The following is a 15,093-nucleotide window of genomic DNA, read 5'->3' on the forward strand; positions in this document are numbered from 1 at the left end:
TCTTCGACCGCGGCGATCATCTATTCGCAATCGGTGGCCGGCACGGACACCATGACCGCCGGGCAGCGGGGCCTTACTGCTGGTCTTGTCAGGGAATGACTACCGGCCCCGATGCGGCGGACGGTTCGTCGGCCAGCCGGTGGCCGGCCTCGCGCGGCGTGACACCCTCCTCGGCCCATGCGGCCAGCAGCTGCGCGACCTTGCTGTGCATGGTGGTGCGCAGCCGGTCGAAGGAGTTCTCCGGGTTGTCGTCGACCTCGCCGAGAAGCAGCCACCACGCCCAGGCCACGGCGCCTGCGTTCGCGACGAAATCCGGAAGCACCGGGACGCCGCGGGCGGCGAGCATGGCCTCCGCCTCGGGGGTGGTTGCCGCATTCGCGGCCTCCACGATGACGCGGGCCCGGATATCGAACGAATTGTCCGGTGTGATCGCGTAGGAGATCGCCGCCGGAACGAGGATATCCACCTCGGCGGAGAGCACCGCTGCACGCGGCAGCTGTTGGACACTTTCGGGCAGCCGGGTGCGGTCGACCTCACCGAAACCGTCGCGCAGATCCAGCAGCGCGGGGATATCCAATCCATCCGCGCAATACAGCGCGCCGGCGGCATCGGCCACAACGGTGACCTTCATACCGGCTTCGTGCAGATAGTAGGCGGCGGCACCGCCCATGGTGCCGATCCCCTGGATCGCGACCGTGGTCTCGGCGGGCGACCGGCCGCGCCAGACCGCGGCGGCGAGGCAGGCGTGCGCGACCCCGTACCCGCCGATCACATCACCCAGCAGGAACCCGCCCTCCACTGCTGCGTTCAGCCCGTTGCGGACCCGCTCCAGGGTCGCGGCCGGATCGCCGGCGCGGCTGATCGCGGCATGGTAGCTCTGCCCCAGCCCGAGTTTCTCGAAGACCTCGTCGATCAGATGCTGCGGAACACCCAGGTCCTCGGCCGTCACCCAATGCGTATCCAGCCACGGGCGCATGGCCTCGCAGAACCGCTCGAGGACACCGATCGCCTGTGGGTCCTTCGGGTCGAAATCGATACCGCCCTTCGCCCCGCCGACCGGCAGATCGAAGGTGGCCGTCTTATCGGCCATCCCGCGGGCAAGATCCTCGACCTCGCGCAGGCTGCAGCCGGCCCGCATCCGCGTGCCGCCGGTGGCCAGGCCCGCGCGCAGGGTGTGCACCACGAGGTAGCCGACCGCGCCCGTCAGCGAATCGGTCCACTGCAGACGCATATACGGTTCGGTCCGGCGTACCGGTGGCGCGGCGGTCGTTGCCGCGGGAATGTCCGGAAAGGTTTGCGTGGTCATATGCGGGGTACCCCCCATAGGGTTGTCGATCGCCGTCACGATGAACCACCTCCTTTTCGTGCTCGGCCGTCGCCACCGCATGCGGCAACCCCGGCGCGCAAATGTTCCGTCCGGACTTCGTCGTCCCCACGGCTGCTATGTGCCGATCCCATAACTGTGCGGTCGTACCTGCTCGCGCGTCTATTTACGGTTGGTACACGGCAGTGTTCAGCGTTGCTGCACAACGCTTAGGCTCGTCGTATGGACTTGTCGATCCCTCGCCTGCGAATGTTGCGCGAGCTGCATCGACGCGGCACGGTTACGGCGGCCGCGACGGCGCTGCACTATACGGCGTCGGCGGTATCGCAGCAGCTCGCGCAGCTCGAACGTGATGTCGGTACCCGGTTGTTCGAGCGGCGCGGACGCCGCGTACAGCTCACCGATCTCGGTGTCCTGCTCGCCGAGCACGCCGAGGAGATCCTGGCCTCGGTCGAACGCGCGACCCAGGCCCTCGAGGACGCCGGCGAATCGGTATCGGCCACGCTGACGGCCGGTGTTTGGGCGTCGGTGGCCTCCGGTCTGATGCCCGACGCGCTCACCTCCCTCGCCCGGACGCACCCGGGGATCAGGGTGCGGACGCGGGAACTCGCCCCGGAAGCAACCGCCGCGGCGGTACGCGACGGCGCACTCGATCTGTCCTTCGTCCTCGACTACTCGAACTACCCGATGGCCTGGGACCGCGGATTGCAACGCGCGGTGATCGCGGTCGAGCGGATCCATGCCGCCGTCCCGTCCGGGGCGGTGCCGGGAGCCAGTGTGACACTCGCCGAGCTGGCCGAACACCCGTGGATCCTCGCCCCGGCCCGCTCCCATTTCGGGCAGGCGGCGCGGCTGGCGTTCCAATCGGCCGGAGTCGCGCCGCGAATCGACCACGAAGTAGAGGAGCAGGCGACCGCGATGGCGATGGTCGCGGCGGGTCTGGGTGTGACGCTGGTCTCGGATCTGGGCCTGGCCCTGCGACCGCCGGGCGTGGACATCATCGCGCTCGGTGACATCCTCACCCGGACCGTATCCCTGGCCTACCGCACCAATTCGGCCCGCCGGGCCGCGCTACTACTCGTGGTGGACGCGATCCGGACCGCCGCCGCGGAGAAAGGCCTGGGTGCCGATACTGCACTTCCGGCCCCGGCAGCTACGGAGCCGCCGGCGCAGGAGGTGGACGGCCGGAGCCTCGGACTCGGCTGAGCCGGTGGCCGCCCGGACTGCACCGATCGGTGCTCTCGGCGCATCTCCCGCGCGGCGCGGCCGGGCAGCGAGCACACCGGTACTGCCCGGTGGCGCTGCTCGAACGGCCGCAGGGTTGCGGCAGACTGTCCTGATGGCACGTTCCGCTGCGTACCGCCCCTCCCCGGCCGAGCTGGCGGCCGCCGAAGGCGCAACCGTTCCCGATGTGCTGGCACCCGGCCTGCGGGTGTTGTTCTGCGGTATCAATCCGGGGTTGTGGTCCGGCGCGACCGGTCATCATTTCGCCCGGCCCGGTAACCGTTTCTGGCCGGCGCTTTTCCGCTCGGGATTCACGCCTCGCCTCCTCCGCCCCGACGAAGAGTCCGAACTACTCGAGCTGGGTCTGGGTATCACGAATGTCGTACCCCGCACGACGGCGAAGGCCGCGGAGCTGACCGCGCAGGAATTGCGCGACGGTGGCCGCGACCTCTCCGAGCGAGTGCACGAGTACCGTCCGCGGGTCCTCGCGGTACTCGGCCTGGGTGCCTATCGCACGGCATTTGCCCGGCCCCGGACGACCGTGGGCCGGCAGCCGGATACGTTCGGCGGAACCGAGGTCTGGGTACTGCCGAATCCGAGCGGACTCAACGCGCACTACACGCTGGACGCATTGGCTGCAGAATTCCGTACGCTGCGCGCGGCAGTGGAATAGGCCCTCGGACAGAGGGCGCCGACCATGCGGCGCCGGACTGCACCACCTATGTCCAGGCGGCAGATCCCGGGCGTTCCACCGTACCGGGCTGCGGCCGAGTTTCGTTTCGAGGCCGGTCCCACCCATCGCCCGAATCCCCGGACCGCGAAGCGATGCCGTGAGAAACTCACTTCCGTGAAGTGGAATACCGTTTCCGGTCTGCCGGGCCGGGTGGCACGATCCCGGCCGACCCGGTGGCACACCGCGATCCGCTCCCTCGGGATCGCCGCCGCGACCATCGCAATGCTCGGACCGTTCACCCTGTTCGCAGGCGTCGCCAACGCAGATGACGTTTCCGCCGCCCCATCGCCCGGCTGCACCGCGGCACCGGCCGCACCCGGCCGCACGCTCGAACACTTCGCGGCCGACGGCCGGGCCGGAAGCTATATCCGGGATTTACCCGCAGCTCCGGGGCCGCGCCCTGTCGTTCTCGATCTGCACGGTTATCTGGAGCCGGCCGTGATCGCCCACGCCTCCAGCGGTTTCGGCGACTACGGGGCCGCACAGGGATTCATCACCGTCACCCCCCAACTCGACCAGCCCGGCCCGCCGCGCTGGAATTTCGAACCGCAGAGTGCCGATATGCAGTGGCTCGCCGGGCTGATCGACCATATCGGCGCGACTCACTGCATCGACACCCGGCGTATCTTCGTCGCCGGGCTGTCGATGGGCGCGTTCACGACCTCGTCGCTGGCCTGCCACCTGTCCGACCGGATAGCCGCCATCGCACCGGTCGCGGGCGTACAGGATTTCGCCTGGTGCAAGACTTCCCGGCCGGTGCCGGTCATCGCCTTCCACGGCACCGCGGACCCGATCGTCGCCTATACCGGGGGCGCGGGGCCCAACGCCCGCTTACTGCCCTCTCCCGACGGCACCGGATCCTCCGTGGGCACCGAGCGTAACGGCCCCACGGTCAATGGACCGGGTCCCGCAAGCGTTCCGGAGAGCGTCGCAGGATGGGCGCGGCGCAACGGTTGCGGCGCGGCACCGGAGCGGCAGCAGATAGCCCCCGATGTCTACCGCGAACGCTATCCCTGCCCCGCCGGTGCCGACGTCGAGCTGTATTCCGTCCAGGGCGGCGGTCATGTCTGGCCCGGAGACACCGCGGTCCCGTTCCCGGAGATCTTCGTCGGCAAGAACACCACCTCGATCGACGCCACGCAGCTGATCTGGGATTTCTTCGAAGCCCATCCACTACCGGAATGAGCGGTCACCGGGCCGGCCGGGCGTGCCTGCGTAGGCGGGTCACGCTCGTCGGGAAGAGATCCGGCCCGGCGATGAACGCGTTTCCGCGGTCAGTACATCGAGCAATTCCTGCTCCGATGCGGCGAACTCCGGCGCTGTGATCATGGACAGGGTGCGTGGTCGTGGCAGGTCGACACGCACCTCGCGGCGTACCGTGGCCGGGCGGGCGGACAGGACGACGACGCGGTCCGACAGGTACACCGCCTCGCGGATATCGTGGGTGATCATCAGCACCATCCAGCGATAGCGCTGCCAGACGTCCTGTAACCAGCCCTGCATCTCGGTGCGGGTCAGCGAATCGAGCGCACCGAAAGGCTCGTCCAGGAGTAGCAATTCACGTTCCTGGACGACGGTGCGCAGTAGCGCCGCACGCTGCCGCATACCGCCGGACAGCTGGGACGGGCGGGCGTCCTCGAATCCGGACAGTCCGAAGGCATCGAACAGTTCGAGCGCCCGGCGCCGGGCCTCGGCTTTCGCGACGCCGTGCACCTGGAGTCCGAGAATGGTGTTGTCGAGAACGGTTCGCCACGGAAAGAGCAGGTCCTTCTGCGGCATGTAGGCGCAGTGCGCGGCCGCGGGCCGGGTCTCGTCACCGAAGCGGATACGGCCCGAATCGGGGGTTTCCAGCCCGGCCAGCGTATTGAACAGGGTGCTCTTACCGCACCCACTCGGTCCGATGACGGAAACGAACTCGCCGGGCTGCGCGGTGAACGACACACCGGCCAGAACCTGCCGGTGACCCGGCCGCCGGCCGGGCAGCGCGAACGATTTGCCGAGGGAGTCGACGACGAGCCGGTTACCGTGCGGGTCAGCCACGGCGGCTCCTGTTCTCGGTGCGCGACCACGGCGCGACGATCCGCTCCACCGCGAACGTCAGCAGATACAGCGCGATGCTGATGAGCGCTGTCACGAAGACGGCCGCCAGCACCAGGTCGGTACGGAACGAATTCTTCTGCAGGCTCATGTAGATACCGAGCCCTCGGCGCGCGCCGACGTACTCGGCGAACACGGCGCCGACCACGGCGTAGGTGATGCCGATCCGCAGCGCCGTGAAGAACCGGGGTATCGCCGAGGGCAGGCGCACATAGCGGAAGATCTGCGCGCGTGAAGCACCCATACTGCGCAACAGGGCGCCCGCCTCCCGGTCGGCCGCGGCGAAACCTTCGATCAGGCCGATCGCCATCGGGAAGAAGGTGACCAGTGCGACCACGAGGACCTTCGGCAGCAGACCGAACCCGAACCAGATGATCATCAGCGGCGCTATCGCGATGATCGGCAAGGTCTGCGAGGCCACGAACAGCGGGACGAACGCACGGCGCAGCCAGGGCGAGAAATCGACCACCACGGCCAGTAGCCAGGCCAGGCTCAGCGACAACGCGAAACCGGTGGCGGTCACCTGCAGGGTGGCGGCGGCGTGGACGGCTATGTCGTCGCGGTGCGCCCACCCCTGTTCCAGCACACGCAGGGGTGACGGGAGCAGTTGCGGACGGATACCGCTGACCTGCACGTAGGCCTGCCAGCAGGCGACCAGAACCGCCATCGTCACGAACGCCGGCACCAAGCGGCCGATCGCCGAGGACCTGGAAGCGGATGATGCGGACGATGGTGGAGTGCCGGGCGCGGCGGCGCTACGGAGAGGCGAGATATTCATCGGTGAAATACGTCGACCAGTCGGGTTCTTCGGCCAAGGGTGCGCCGTCCGGACCCGTGAGCAAACCTTTGCCGAACAGGAAACCGGAATTCGCCGCCCAGCGCTCGCGGGTCTGGGTGCCCACCCGGCCCTCGGGGTCTTTCATGAACTGCTCGGCCAGCATGCGCTGGCTCTCGAACACCAGCGATTCGTCGGGGAAGGCACCGGGGTTGGCGTCGAGCAGGTCCTGGGCTGCGGCCGCGGGTTCGTCGGCGGCGAACTGGTATCCGCGTTGCAGTGCCCGGACGAATTTCGCCGCGCGATCCGGATTCGCGGTCAGCCAATCCTGGTTCGCGTCGATCACGATGGCGTAGGCATCGGGGAAACCGTAATCGGTGTAGCGGAAGTACTTCATGGGTGTGCCGTGGTGTTCGGCCTCGATCCCCTCCCAGGCGAGGTAGGAGACGGTGAAATCCGCTTGTCCGGAGTAGACCGCCTCGTACGCCGAGGTCCCCAGGGTGACCGATTCGAATTCGCCGGTACCGCCGTCGTTGCGGATCACCTGCTGCAGCGCTTCCACCTCGCCCGGATCACCGAAGCCGGCATAGGTCTTACCGTCCAGGTCCTTCGGGGATCTGATATCGGCACGGTCCGCCTCGACGCCGATCCCGGTCGCCCAGTGTTGCAGCGGCGCGAGCACCGAGATCGTATGCCCGCCGGACGCCCGGGAGAAGGTCGACGAATTATGGGTGCTGATACCGAATTCGGCGTTACCGGCGTCGATGACCGTATCGACAGCCGTGTTGTTGTACGGCAGGATCTCCACGTCCAGGCCCGCCTCGGCGAACCAGCCCCGCTGCTGTGCCACGAACAGCCCGGTGTGGTTGGTGTTCGGCGTCCAGTCCAGGGCGAAACGAATGGTTTCGTCGCCGGTTCCCACAGTGCAGGCGGTGAGCGCCGACAGCCCTACTAACGCGGCGGCGGCCGTGGCCAGGACCCGGCGGAGGCGGCCGCTCACGGAGCGGGCCAAGGCTGCGGATGCAGGGCGGTATCCCAGAACATCAGCTCGTACCGGGTGGCGATGGTGAACGCCGTCGTCATGGCCGCGCGTTCCCGTTCACTCGCGACCTCCGCCGCCGCGTCGACCATGGTCCGGGCCGCGGCCGCCGATACCTGGAACTCCTCGTCGCCGTAGGTGGACACCCACCGCGCGTAAGGGTGATCCGGATCGGCGGCGAGGACGGCGGCCGCGCGGGCGGCCAGATCCCTCCCGACCTCGGCGTATATCCAGAAACACGGCAGCGCCGCCGCCGCGCCCACGGCGTAGGACTCGGTGGTGGCGGTCGCGATCAGATAGGACACGTAGCCGAGGCAGGCGGCCGAATGCTCCGGTTCCCCCTCAGCTGCGGGCAACTTCCCGCTGCCGAGCAGTTCGTCGTGCAAGGCGGCTTCGACCGATACCGCCGAGGCGGCCGAATTCGCCCAGAACCGTGCGGCCTCGGCATCGGGCGCCTTGGCCGAGAGGATGGCCAGCACCTTCGAGTATCCGGTCAGATACAGCGAATCCTGCTCGATATAGGTGCGGAAAACCTCGGGCGGCAGGGTGCCGGCGCCGAGCAACCGGAGGAATTCGAGATCGTCGATGGCGCCGCGCAGCGCCTTCGTCCGGTCCCAGAGGTGATCGGTGAAACGGCCGGTTTCCGTGGTATGCGCGGACAACGCCAAGACATCCCTTCGTCAGCATTACCTGGACAGGTTCTCGGGTGTGATCTCAGCCCCGCCTCGTGCGGAGCACCCCGTGTCGGAACGAATCCGACCATACCAGTGGCGCGTCGCTTGACAAGTGGCCCGGTCTCGGGCTCAGGCGGATACCACCGACGCCGCCATGCCCTGGCCTCCGCCGATACACATCGTGAGCAGCGCGCGCCCGCCGCCGCGGCGGTCGAGTTCGTGCAGTGCCGTGGTCAGCATGCGGACACCGGTGGCTCCGATCGGATGGCCGAGGGATATCCCGGAACCGTTGACGTTCAGCCTGTTTCGATCGTCCCAGCCCCAGCCGCGGAGCACGCCCAGGACCTGGCAGGCGAAGGCTTCGTTCAGTTCGATCAGGTCGTAGTCGGCGAAGCCGTGCCCCGTGCGGGCGAACAGTTTGTCCACGGCGACGACGGGCCCGAGGCCCATCAGGGCGGGGTCACAGCCGGCCGCCGTCCAGCCTTCGAGGAAGCCGATCGGTTCGAGACCGAGTTCGTCGAGGCGGTCCTCGGCGACGACGAGCACCGCCGCGGCGGCATCGTTCTGCTGGCTCGCGTTACCCGCGGTCACCACGCCGCCGGGCTGGATCGCCCGTAGCTTCCCGAGTGAATCGGCGCTGGTCTCGGGCCGGATGCCCTCGTCCCGGGCGAATACCGTCACCGCCCCCTTGCGATCGGTGACCTCGACCGGTACGACCTCGGCGTCGAATCGCCCGGCTTCCCAGGCCGCGTGGGCACGATGATGGCTTTCCGCGGCGAGCTGATCGGATTCCTGGCGGGTGATCCCGTATTTCGCCGCGACGTTCTCGGCGGTTTCGATCATTCCGCTGATCCGGCCGAATCGCCATTCCGGCTGGGAACGTTCGCGACCGCGATCGAGCCGGTCGAACAGGTGCAGCCCACCGGATTTGGCGCCCCAGCGCGCGCCGGTCGTGTAGTGCTCGATGGTGCTCATCGATTCCACGCCGCCGGCGAGGACGACCTCCGCGGCGCCGGTCTGCACCATCATCGCGGCGGTCACCAAGGCCTGAAGGCCGGTGCCGCAGCGGCGGTCGGTCTGCAATCCGGCGACCGAGATCGGCAGCCCGGCATCGAGGGCGGCCCAGCGGCCGATACACGGGGCTTCCGAGTTCGCGTACGACTGTCCCAGGGCGACATCGTCGATACGTTCGGGGTCGATTCCGGATCGCGCGACGGTTTCTTTGATGACGGTGGTCGCCAACGTCACGGCCGGTACATCTTTCAGCGCTCCGCCGAAGCGGCCCACAGGGGTGCGGACGGGCGCCACCAATGCTGCGCGTGTCATGGGGAATTCGCTCCTCAATCGACCAGGACGCGGATGGTCTCGGCGACCAGCGCCGGACGCTGCGCGCCGTCGATCTCGATGGTGTAGGTGGTGATCAGGTTCGCGCCCTTGGCCGTCCGTTCGAGCGATTCCAGCCGGGCACCGCAGCGGATCTTCGATCCGACCGGTACCGCCGCGGGGAAGCGGACCTTGTTCATGCCGTAATTGATCTTCATCCGAACGCCGTCGATATCGAAGATCGTGGCGCCCAGTGCGGGCAGCAGCGACAGTGTCAGGTACCCGTGCGCAATCGTGGTGCCGTAGGGGCCCGCGGCCGCCCGCTCGGGATCGACGTGGATCCACTGATGGTCGCCGGTCGCGTCGGCGAAGGCGTCGATCCGGGACTGGGTCACCTCGACCCAGTCGCTGTAGCCGAGGTGCGTGCCGATCGCGGCCGCCACCTCCTCGATTCCCTGGAAAACCCGCATGGTTCACAAACCCCCGCGGGCGACGAGCTGGGCCGCGATCACATTGCGCTGGATCTCGTTGGTGCCCTCGCCCACGATCATCAGCGGGGCGTCCCGGAAGTAGCGTTCGACGTCGTACTCGGTGGAATACCCGTACCCGCCGTGGATGCGGACCGCGTTGAGCGCGATCTCCATCGCGACCTCGGAGGCGTACAGCTTCGCCATCCCGGCCTCCATATCGCAGCGTTCGCCGCGGTCGTACATTTCGGCCGCGTGCCGGGTGAGCTGGCGGGCGGCGGTCAGTTTGGTGGCCATATCGGCCAGGTAGTTGCCGACCGACTGGTGCTTCCAGATCGGTTCGCCGAAACTCTCCCGCTGCTGCGCGTAGGCCAGCGAATCCTCGAGGGCGGCCGCGGCGACACCCAGCGCCCGGGACGCCACCTGGATCCGGCCGGTTTCGAGCCCCTTCATCATCTGGGCGAAGCCTTTACCGGGCGCGCCACCGAGGATCGCATCCGCGGTGATGCGGTAGCCGTCGAACGACAGCTCGCAGCTCTCCACGCCCTTGTAGCCGAGTTTGGGCAGGTCCCGGGAGACCGTGAGCCCGGGCCCGTGTTCGACGAGCACGATCGACATACCCCGGTGCCGCGGGGTCGCGGCCGGGTCGGTTTTGCAGAGCAGGGCGATAACCCCTGCCCGTCGCGCGTTGGTGATCCAGGTTTTGGCCCCGTTGATCACCAGATCGTCGCCGTCACGTTTCGCGTGGGTGGTCATGGCCTGCAGATCCGAGCCGCCACCGGGCTCGGTCAGCGCCATGGTCGCCCGGATCTCGCCGGTGGCCAGCTTCGGCAGGTACTGCGCCTTCTGTTCCTCGGTGCCGAACAGGGCGATCAGTTTCGCGACGACCGTATGGCCGCCCATCGCACCGGACAGCGACATCCAGCCGCGGGCCAGTTCCTCGGTGACCTGTACGTAGCACGGCATCGAGACGGGGGTGCCACCGAATTCCTCCGGTACGGCCAGACCGTAGATACCGATCCGTTTCATCTGGTCGATCCACGCCTCCGGGTACCGGTTGGCGTGCTCGACCTCCTGTACCGACGGTTTCACCTCACGATCGATGAACTCGCGCACCGTGCGTACCAGCAGCGCTTCTTCGTCGTTCAGGTAGTAGCTCACGCGCGATGTCCTCACCGTGTGGCGGGCCCGGCGAGCCCGCGGAGATCTGTACGGCCATAGTCGACCGGCTGAAAGAAAATGTCAATCATGATAAGCATATGCATAGTCTTCGTCGGCGGACCGCCCCTCCCGCTTCCCGGGAGCACGCGACCCGCCCTCGCGAATATCCCTGCAGGCAGCGCACGATGGAGAAGGAACCGCCCGTGAAAACCATCCGCCGACGAGCAGCACTCGTCGCCCCCGGCTCCGACGAGAAAAAAGCACGGAAAGCGCTCACCGGCAGCGCGGACGAGGTGATCCTCGATCTCGAGGACGCCGTCACCCCCGCCCTGAAGGCCGACGCCCGGTCCCTGGCCTCGGAGCTGGTCCGGGAGTACGGGCGGACCCGGCCGGTCTCGATCCGCGTGAACGGACGAGCCACCGACTGGTTCGCCGAGGACCTCGCGGCCTGCGCCGCACTCGGTGACACCCTCACCTCGATCGTGATCCCGAAGGTGGAGAGCCGTGCGGACCTGGTCACCGCCGACTCCCTGCTCGGCACCGGGACCGATGTGCCCGTACAGGCACTGATCGAAACCCCCGCCGGAGTCGGCGCCCTCGACGAGATCGCGACCGGCCCGCGCCTGACGGCGGTCGTCATCGGGTACGCCGATCTCGGCGCCGCCCTCGGCCGGGCCCGCACGGTGACCCCGCAGCAGTGGCTGTTCGTCCAGGACCGGGTACTGCATGCCGCCCGGGCGGCCGGTATCCAAGCCGTCGACGGTCCCTTCCTCGGTATCGCCGACGACGAACCCTTCCGCGAGGCGACGCGCTGGGTCGCCGACCTCGGGTTCGACGGGAAATGGGTTATCCACCCCGCCCAGACGGCCACGGTGCGCGAGACGTTCACCCCGACCCCCGAACAGGCCGAGCAGGCGCGACGGGTGCTGTCCACACTCGCCGAAGCCGCGGCCCGCGGCGCGGGAGCCGCCCAGCTCGACGGCCAGATGCTGGACGAGGCCGTCGCGGTAGCGGCCCGCCGCACCCTGTCGATGGCAGGAGCCGGCGATGAGCAGTGATCTCGTACGCACCGTCGGCGGCCCCTACTTCGACGAACTGGTGGCCGGCCAGATCTTCGATACCGCCCCCGCGGTGACACTCACCGACGGGCTCGCCGCCGTCCACCAGAGTATTCTCGGCGACCGGCTGCGCCTCCCCCTGGACGCGCATCTCGCCACCGCCGTCGCCGGAGCCCCCGTGGCGCATCCCGGTCTCGTGGCCGATCTGTCGATCGGGCAGTCCACACTGGTCACTCACCACGTCAAGGCCAATCTGTTCTACCGGGGACTGCGATTCCACCGGCTGCCGCGTATCGGCGACACCTTGCATACCACCACGGAAGTGGCCGGGCTGAAGCATAATTCGGCGAAGCCGGGGCGGCGGCCGACCGGATTGGCCGCGTTGCGAATCACCACCACCGACCAGCACGGCGCGACGGTACTCGATTTCCACCGCTGCGCCATGCTGCCCCTGCGCGAAGATCCGGCCCCGGGCGCGCCGCTGCACACCGACGACCTCTCCACCCTCGGGCCGGACACCGCACCGCTGCGCAGTGCCCCCGCCGAACTGGATCTGGCGGCCTACCGTTCACACGTATCCGGCACCCATTTCGATCCCTCGCTGGTCGGCACGACCTTCACCTCCAGCGGTGACGTCGTCACCGGCGCACCCGAACTGGCCCGCCTGACCCTCAATATCGCCGCCACCCATCACGACGAGCGGGCCGGCGCCGCCGGACGCCTCGTCTACGGCGGTCATACGATCGGCCTCGCGCTCGCCCAGGCCTGCCGCGCGCTACCCGATATGGTGACCGTCCTGGGCTGGCAGTCCTGCGATCACACCGGCCCCGTCCACGAAGGTGACACACTCACCAGCTCGCTGCACGTCGAGGCCGCCGAAGCGCTACCCGGCGGCGGTGGCACACTCGACCTCCGGTCGTGCGTGTACGCCCATCGCGGCGACGATGCCCCCGCCCCGGTGCTGGACTGGCGGTTCACCGCCCTGTTCGCCTGATACCCATCTACTCACGAGAGGTTTCACCATGAGCACGACCGGACGTCTGGCCGGCAAGATCGCCCTCGTCACCGGCGCGGGTTCGGGACTCGGCCGCGCCTCGGCGCTGCGCTTCGCCGCCGAGGGCGCGGCGGTCGCCGTCGTCGACCTCGACCCCGCGGCCGCCGAATCCGTGACAACGGAGATCACCACGGCAGGCGGGCATGCGCTGCCGGTAACCGCGAACGTCACCTCCGACGCCGATTCCCGCCGCATGATCGCCGAAACCCTCGCCGAGTTCGACCGGCTCGATATCGTCTTCGCGAATGCCGGGATCAACGGCGCGGGCAATGCCGCCGATACAACCGAGGACGAGTGGGACCGGGTCATCGCGATCAACCTCAAGGGCGTGTGGCTCACGTCGAAGTACGCGCTGCCCCATATGATCGAGCGCCGCACCGGGTCGATCATCAACCAGGCCAGTATGGGCGGTCTCATCGGCCTGCCCGGGATCTTCCCCTACACCGCCGCGAAGGGCGGGGTCATTGCCATGACCAAGCAGATGGCGGTCACCTACGGACCCGACAATGTGCGGGTCAACGCGATCTGCCCGGGCACCATCCCGACCCCGCTGGTCTACCGGTCGCGGGTGGACCGGGGTGCGGCCGCGCCCGAGGCCGACCAGGCCGCGCTGGATGCCGACGCCGCCGCCCGATTCCCGCTACGCCGCCTCGGCACCCCGGACGATCTGGCCGCAACAGCGCTGTTCCTCGCCAGCGACGAGGCCAATTGGGTCACCGGCGGGATCTACACCGTCGACGGTGGACGCAGCGCCTTCTGATCGAACGCCGGAAAAAGCCCGGTAGGACAGGGATTCCTGTCCTACCGGGCTTTTTCGGTTACTCGGACACCGATGCCGTCAGGCGGGCCGACGGTCGAGCAGGACTTCCTCGAACACCCGCTGCACGTAGGGTTCGATATCGATCTTCCCGGGTGTGAACCATTCGCCGAAACCGTTGTAGTCGGTATCGTTCTCGTAGCCGAGGCCGGCGATGATATCGCTCCACTTCCCGGTCTTCTCCCGGACCGCGGTCGCGAATGCCGCGCCGTCCAGGGCCGAGTTCTCCGCGATCCCGTCGACGATCTTGTCGTTGGCCGCGGTCAGCCGCGAGCGGGCGTCATCGGCGAACGGCACGACCGCACCCCCGTACTGTTCGATCTCCTTGACCACATTCGCCGTCACCGGCCAGATCTTGTCCTCGATGGACGCGGAGAGGAAAACGTCGAGCCGATCCCACAGCAGCTGCCGGGCAGCCAGCGGCAGGTTGTCCCAGAGGTCGGCGTTGAACACCATATTGCCGGTGGGCACGGCCAGTCCGGCCGCAGGATCGATGACGGTATGCGGCGCGACCTCGATCAGACCGCCGATCTGCGCGGCCGACGGGCTGACCATCGCACAGTCGATGACCCCGCGCTGCAGCGCCTCGTACGCCTCGGTGTAGGCGACCGAGGTGGAGGTACCGCCCAGGGCCGACACCTGCTCACCGGCGACCGTACTGCCCACCGAGATACTCTTGCCCGCGAAATCGGACAGGCTGGTAGTGGGCTGCGCACAGAACAGCGCGTTCACACCGGCGTTATAGGCCGGCATCATCATATGCAGGCCCTTGTCCTCGAACTCGGCGACGATCTCGGGCGTCGAGAACGCCACGTCGGCCGGCCACGCGTTGGATTGCATGGTGCCGGTGACCACGCCCTGGTCCGACAGCACCCCGGCGTCGAGCAGGGCGGCCGATGCCGGGAACTCCTTGGGTTCGTACACCGTGAGGACCTGGCCCATATCGAGGCGGCCGTCGCTGATCGCGTCGTCGATCTCGGTGGATTTGGCGATGGCATCCGAGTACGCGACATCGAAGTCGATCTTGCCGCCGGACCAGTCCTCCACGGCGGCGACGTACTTCTCCACGAACGATCCGGCGACCGAACCCTTGGCGCCCGGCGACTGCGTATGCAGCAGGATCGTATCCATATCCGCGAAGGCCGCCTGGTACTCGGCCTTGGTGGCACCGTAGGCGACGCTGGTACCGCCGCCGTTCGCGCCGCCGAGGCTCGATTCGGCGCAACCGGCGAGCACCAGCGCACCGGCGGCAGCGAGAGCACCGACACGACCGGCTGTGCCCGCGCGGGTGAAGAACTTCGACACTGAGTCTCCCTCGAATGGAACTGACGGCTGGAACACGATGTG

15 protein-coding genes are annotated in these 15,093 nt (G+C 68.1%); 6 read left to right on the plus strand and 9 right to left on the minus strand.

Features of this window, described 5'->3' with window-relative positions; all coding sequences use genetic code 11:
• Positions 1 to 88: 88 nt before the first annotated feature.
• A complete protein-coding gene (locus QH196_RS21830) occupies positions 89 to 1,306 on the minus strand; it encodes a glutamate dehydrogenase (protein ID WP_280417676.1) in 1,218 nt (405 codons plus the stop codon).
• A gap of 240 nt (positions 1,307 to 1,546) precedes the next feature.
• Between QH196_RS21830 and QH196_RS21835 the strand changes: the two genes are divergently transcribed.
• The 3 genes from QH196_RS21835 (at position 1,547) to QH196_RS21845 (ending at position 4,466) form a co-directional block, all read left to right on the plus strand.
• The gene (locus QH196_RS21835) at positions 1,547 to 2,530 is read left to right on the plus strand and encodes a LysR family transcriptional regulator (RefSeq protein ID WP_280417677.1); all 984 of its coding nucleotides are present in this window, start codon (positions 1,547 to 1,549) and stop codon (positions 2,528 to 2,530) included.
• A gap of 133 nt (positions 2,531 to 2,663) precedes the next feature.
• Positions 2,664 to 3,221 (plus strand): G/U mismatch-specific DNA glycosylase, encoded by a 558-nt coding sequence (gene mug / locus QH196_RS21840; protein ID WP_280417678.1) that lies wholly within the window; start codon positions 2,664 to 2,666, stop codon positions 3,219 to 3,221.
• 174 nt (positions 3,222 to 3,395) lie between these two features.
• A complete protein-coding gene (locus QH196_RS21845) occupies positions 3,396 to 4,466 on the plus strand; it encodes an alpha/beta hydrolase family esterase (protein ID WP_280417679.1) in 1,071 nt (356 codons plus the stop codon).
• A gap of 39 nt (positions 4,467 to 4,505) precedes the next feature.
• On the opposite strand, the gene QH196_RS21850 is transcribed toward QH196_RS21845, so the two are convergent.
• The 7 genes from QH196_RS21850 to QH196_RS21880 form a co-directional block, all read right to left on the minus strand.
• The gene (locus QH196_RS21850; RefSeq protein WP_432279531.1) at positions 4,506 to 5,321 is read right to left on the minus strand and encodes an ABC transporter ATP-binding protein; all 816 of its coding nucleotides are present in this window, start codon (positions 5,319 to 5,321) and stop codon (positions 4,506 to 4,508) included.
• Positions 5,314 to 6,156 (minus strand): ABC transporter permease, encoded by an 843-nt coding sequence (locus QH196_RS21855; RefSeq protein ID WP_432279532.1) that lies wholly within the window; start codon positions 6,154 to 6,156, stop codon positions 5,314 to 5,316. Before QH196_RS21855 ends, QH196_RS21850 begins: the two co-directional genes overlap by 8 nt.
• Complete coding sequence (locus QH196_RS21860; RefSeq protein WP_280417680.1) at positions 6,134 to 7,153, minus strand: ABC transporter substrate-binding protein; 1,020 nt, start codon at positions 7,151 to 7,153, stop codon at positions 6,134 to 6,136. The genes QH196_RS21855 and QH196_RS21860 overlap by 23 nt, the downstream gene beginning before the upstream one ends.
• Entirely contained in the window at positions 7,150 to 7,854 is a 705-nt protein-coding gene (locus QH196_RS21865; RefSeq protein WP_280417681.1) for a TenA family protein, read from the minus strand. Before QH196_RS21865 ends, QH196_RS21860 begins: the two co-directional genes overlap by 4 nt.
• A 141-nt stretch (positions 7,855 to 7,995) precedes the next feature.
• Positions 7,996 to 9,192 (minus strand): acetyl-CoA C-acetyltransferase, encoded by a 1,197-nt coding sequence (locus tag QH196_RS21870; protein WP_280417682.1) that lies wholly within the window; start codon positions 9,190 to 9,192, stop codon positions 7,996 to 7,998.
• 14 nt (positions 9,193 to 9,206) lie between these two features.
• Positions 9,207 to 9,659, minus strand: coding sequence for a MaoC family dehydratase (locus QH196_RS21875; protein ID WP_280417683.1), 453 nt, complete (start codon positions 9,657 to 9,659; stop codon positions 9,207 to 9,209).
• Between the two features lie 3 nt (positions 9,660 to 9,662).
• Complete coding sequence (locus tag QH196_RS21880) at positions 9,663 to 10,817, minus strand: acyl-CoA dehydrogenase family protein (RefSeq protein ID WP_280417684.1); 1,155 nt, start codon at positions 10,815 to 10,817, stop codon at positions 9,663 to 9,665.
• Between the two features lie 185 nt (positions 10,818 to 11,002).
• Between QH196_RS21880 and QH196_RS21885 the strand changes: the two genes are divergently transcribed.
• Genes QH196_RS21885 through QH196_RS21895 form a run of 3 tightly spaced genes read left to right on the plus strand, consistent with a single transcriptional unit; the run spans position 11,003 to position 13,689 of the window.
• The gene (locus tag QH196_RS21885; RefSeq protein ID WP_432279533.1) at positions 11,003 to 11,875 is read left to right on the plus strand and encodes an HpcH/HpaI aldolase/citrate lyase family protein; all 873 of its coding nucleotides are present in this window, start codon (positions 11,003 to 11,005) and stop codon (positions 11,873 to 11,875) included.
• Complete coding sequence (locus QH196_RS21890; protein WP_280417686.1) at positions 11,865 to 12,869, plus strand: MaoC family dehydratase; 1,005 nt, start codon at positions 11,865 to 11,867, stop codon at positions 12,867 to 12,869. The genes QH196_RS21885 and QH196_RS21890 overlap by 11 nt, the downstream gene beginning before the upstream one ends.
• Before the next feature lie 28 nt (positions 12,870 to 12,897).
• The gene (locus QH196_RS21895; RefSeq protein WP_280417687.1) at positions 12,898 to 13,689 is read left to right on the plus strand and encodes an SDR family NAD(P)-dependent oxidoreductase; all 792 of its coding nucleotides are present in this window, start codon (positions 12,898 to 12,900) and stop codon (positions 13,687 to 13,689) included.
• Between the two features lie 78 nt (positions 13,690 to 13,767).
• Here the strand turns inward: QH196_RS21895 and dctP are convergent, their stop codons facing one another.
• A complete protein-coding gene (dctP, locus tag QH196_RS21900; protein WP_280417688.1) occupies positions 13,768 to 15,051 on the minus strand; it encodes a TRAP transporter substrate-binding protein DctP in 1,284 nt (427 codons plus the stop codon).
• Positions 15,052 to 15,093: the final 42 nt, after the last annotated feature.

The sequence above is a fragment of the Nocardia carnea genome (genome assembly GCF_029868325.1).
GTDB classification, from domain to species: Bacteria; Actinomycetota; Actinomycetes; order Mycobacteriales; family Mycobacteriaceae; genus Nocardia; species Nocardia carnea_C.

Bases quoted from the DNA above. Each gene is read 5' to 3' on its own strand.
- QH196_RS21890 (WP_280417686.1), top strand. From the start codon at position 11,865: ATGAGCAGTGATCTCGTACGCACCGTCGGCGGCCCCTACTTCGACGAA.
- mug (WP_280417678.1), top strand. From the start codon at position 2,664: ATGGCACGTTCCGCTGCGTACCGCCCCTCCCCGGCCGAGCTGGCGGCC.
- QH196_RS21875 (WP_280417683.1), bottom strand. From the start codon at position 9,659: ATGCGGGTTTTCCAGGGAATCGAGGAGGTGGCGGCCGCGATCGGCACG.
- QH196_RS21895 (WP_280417687.1), top strand. From the start codon at position 12,898: ATGAGCACGACCGGACGTCTGGCCGGCAAGATCGCCCTCGTCACCGGC.
- QH196_RS21830 (WP_280417676.1), bottom strand. From the start codon at position 1,306: ATGACCACGCAAACCTTTCCGGACATTCCCGCGGCAACGACCGCCGCG.
- QH196_RS21835 (WP_280417677.1), top strand. From the start codon at position 1,547: ATGGACTTGTCGATCCCTCGCCTGCGAATGTTGCGCGAGCTGCATCGA.
- QH196_RS21855 (WP_432279532.1), bottom strand. From the start codon at position 6,156: ATGAATATCTCGCCTCTCCGTAGCGCCGCCGCGCCCGGCACTCCACCA.
- QH196_RS21885 (WP_432279533.1), top strand. From the start codon at position 11,003: ATGGAGAAGGAACCGCCCGTGAAAACCATCCGCCGACGAGCAGCACTC.
- QH196_RS21870 (WP_280417682.1), bottom strand. From the start codon at position 9,192: ATGACACGCGCAGCATTGGTGGCGCCCGTCCGCACCCCTGTGGGCCGC.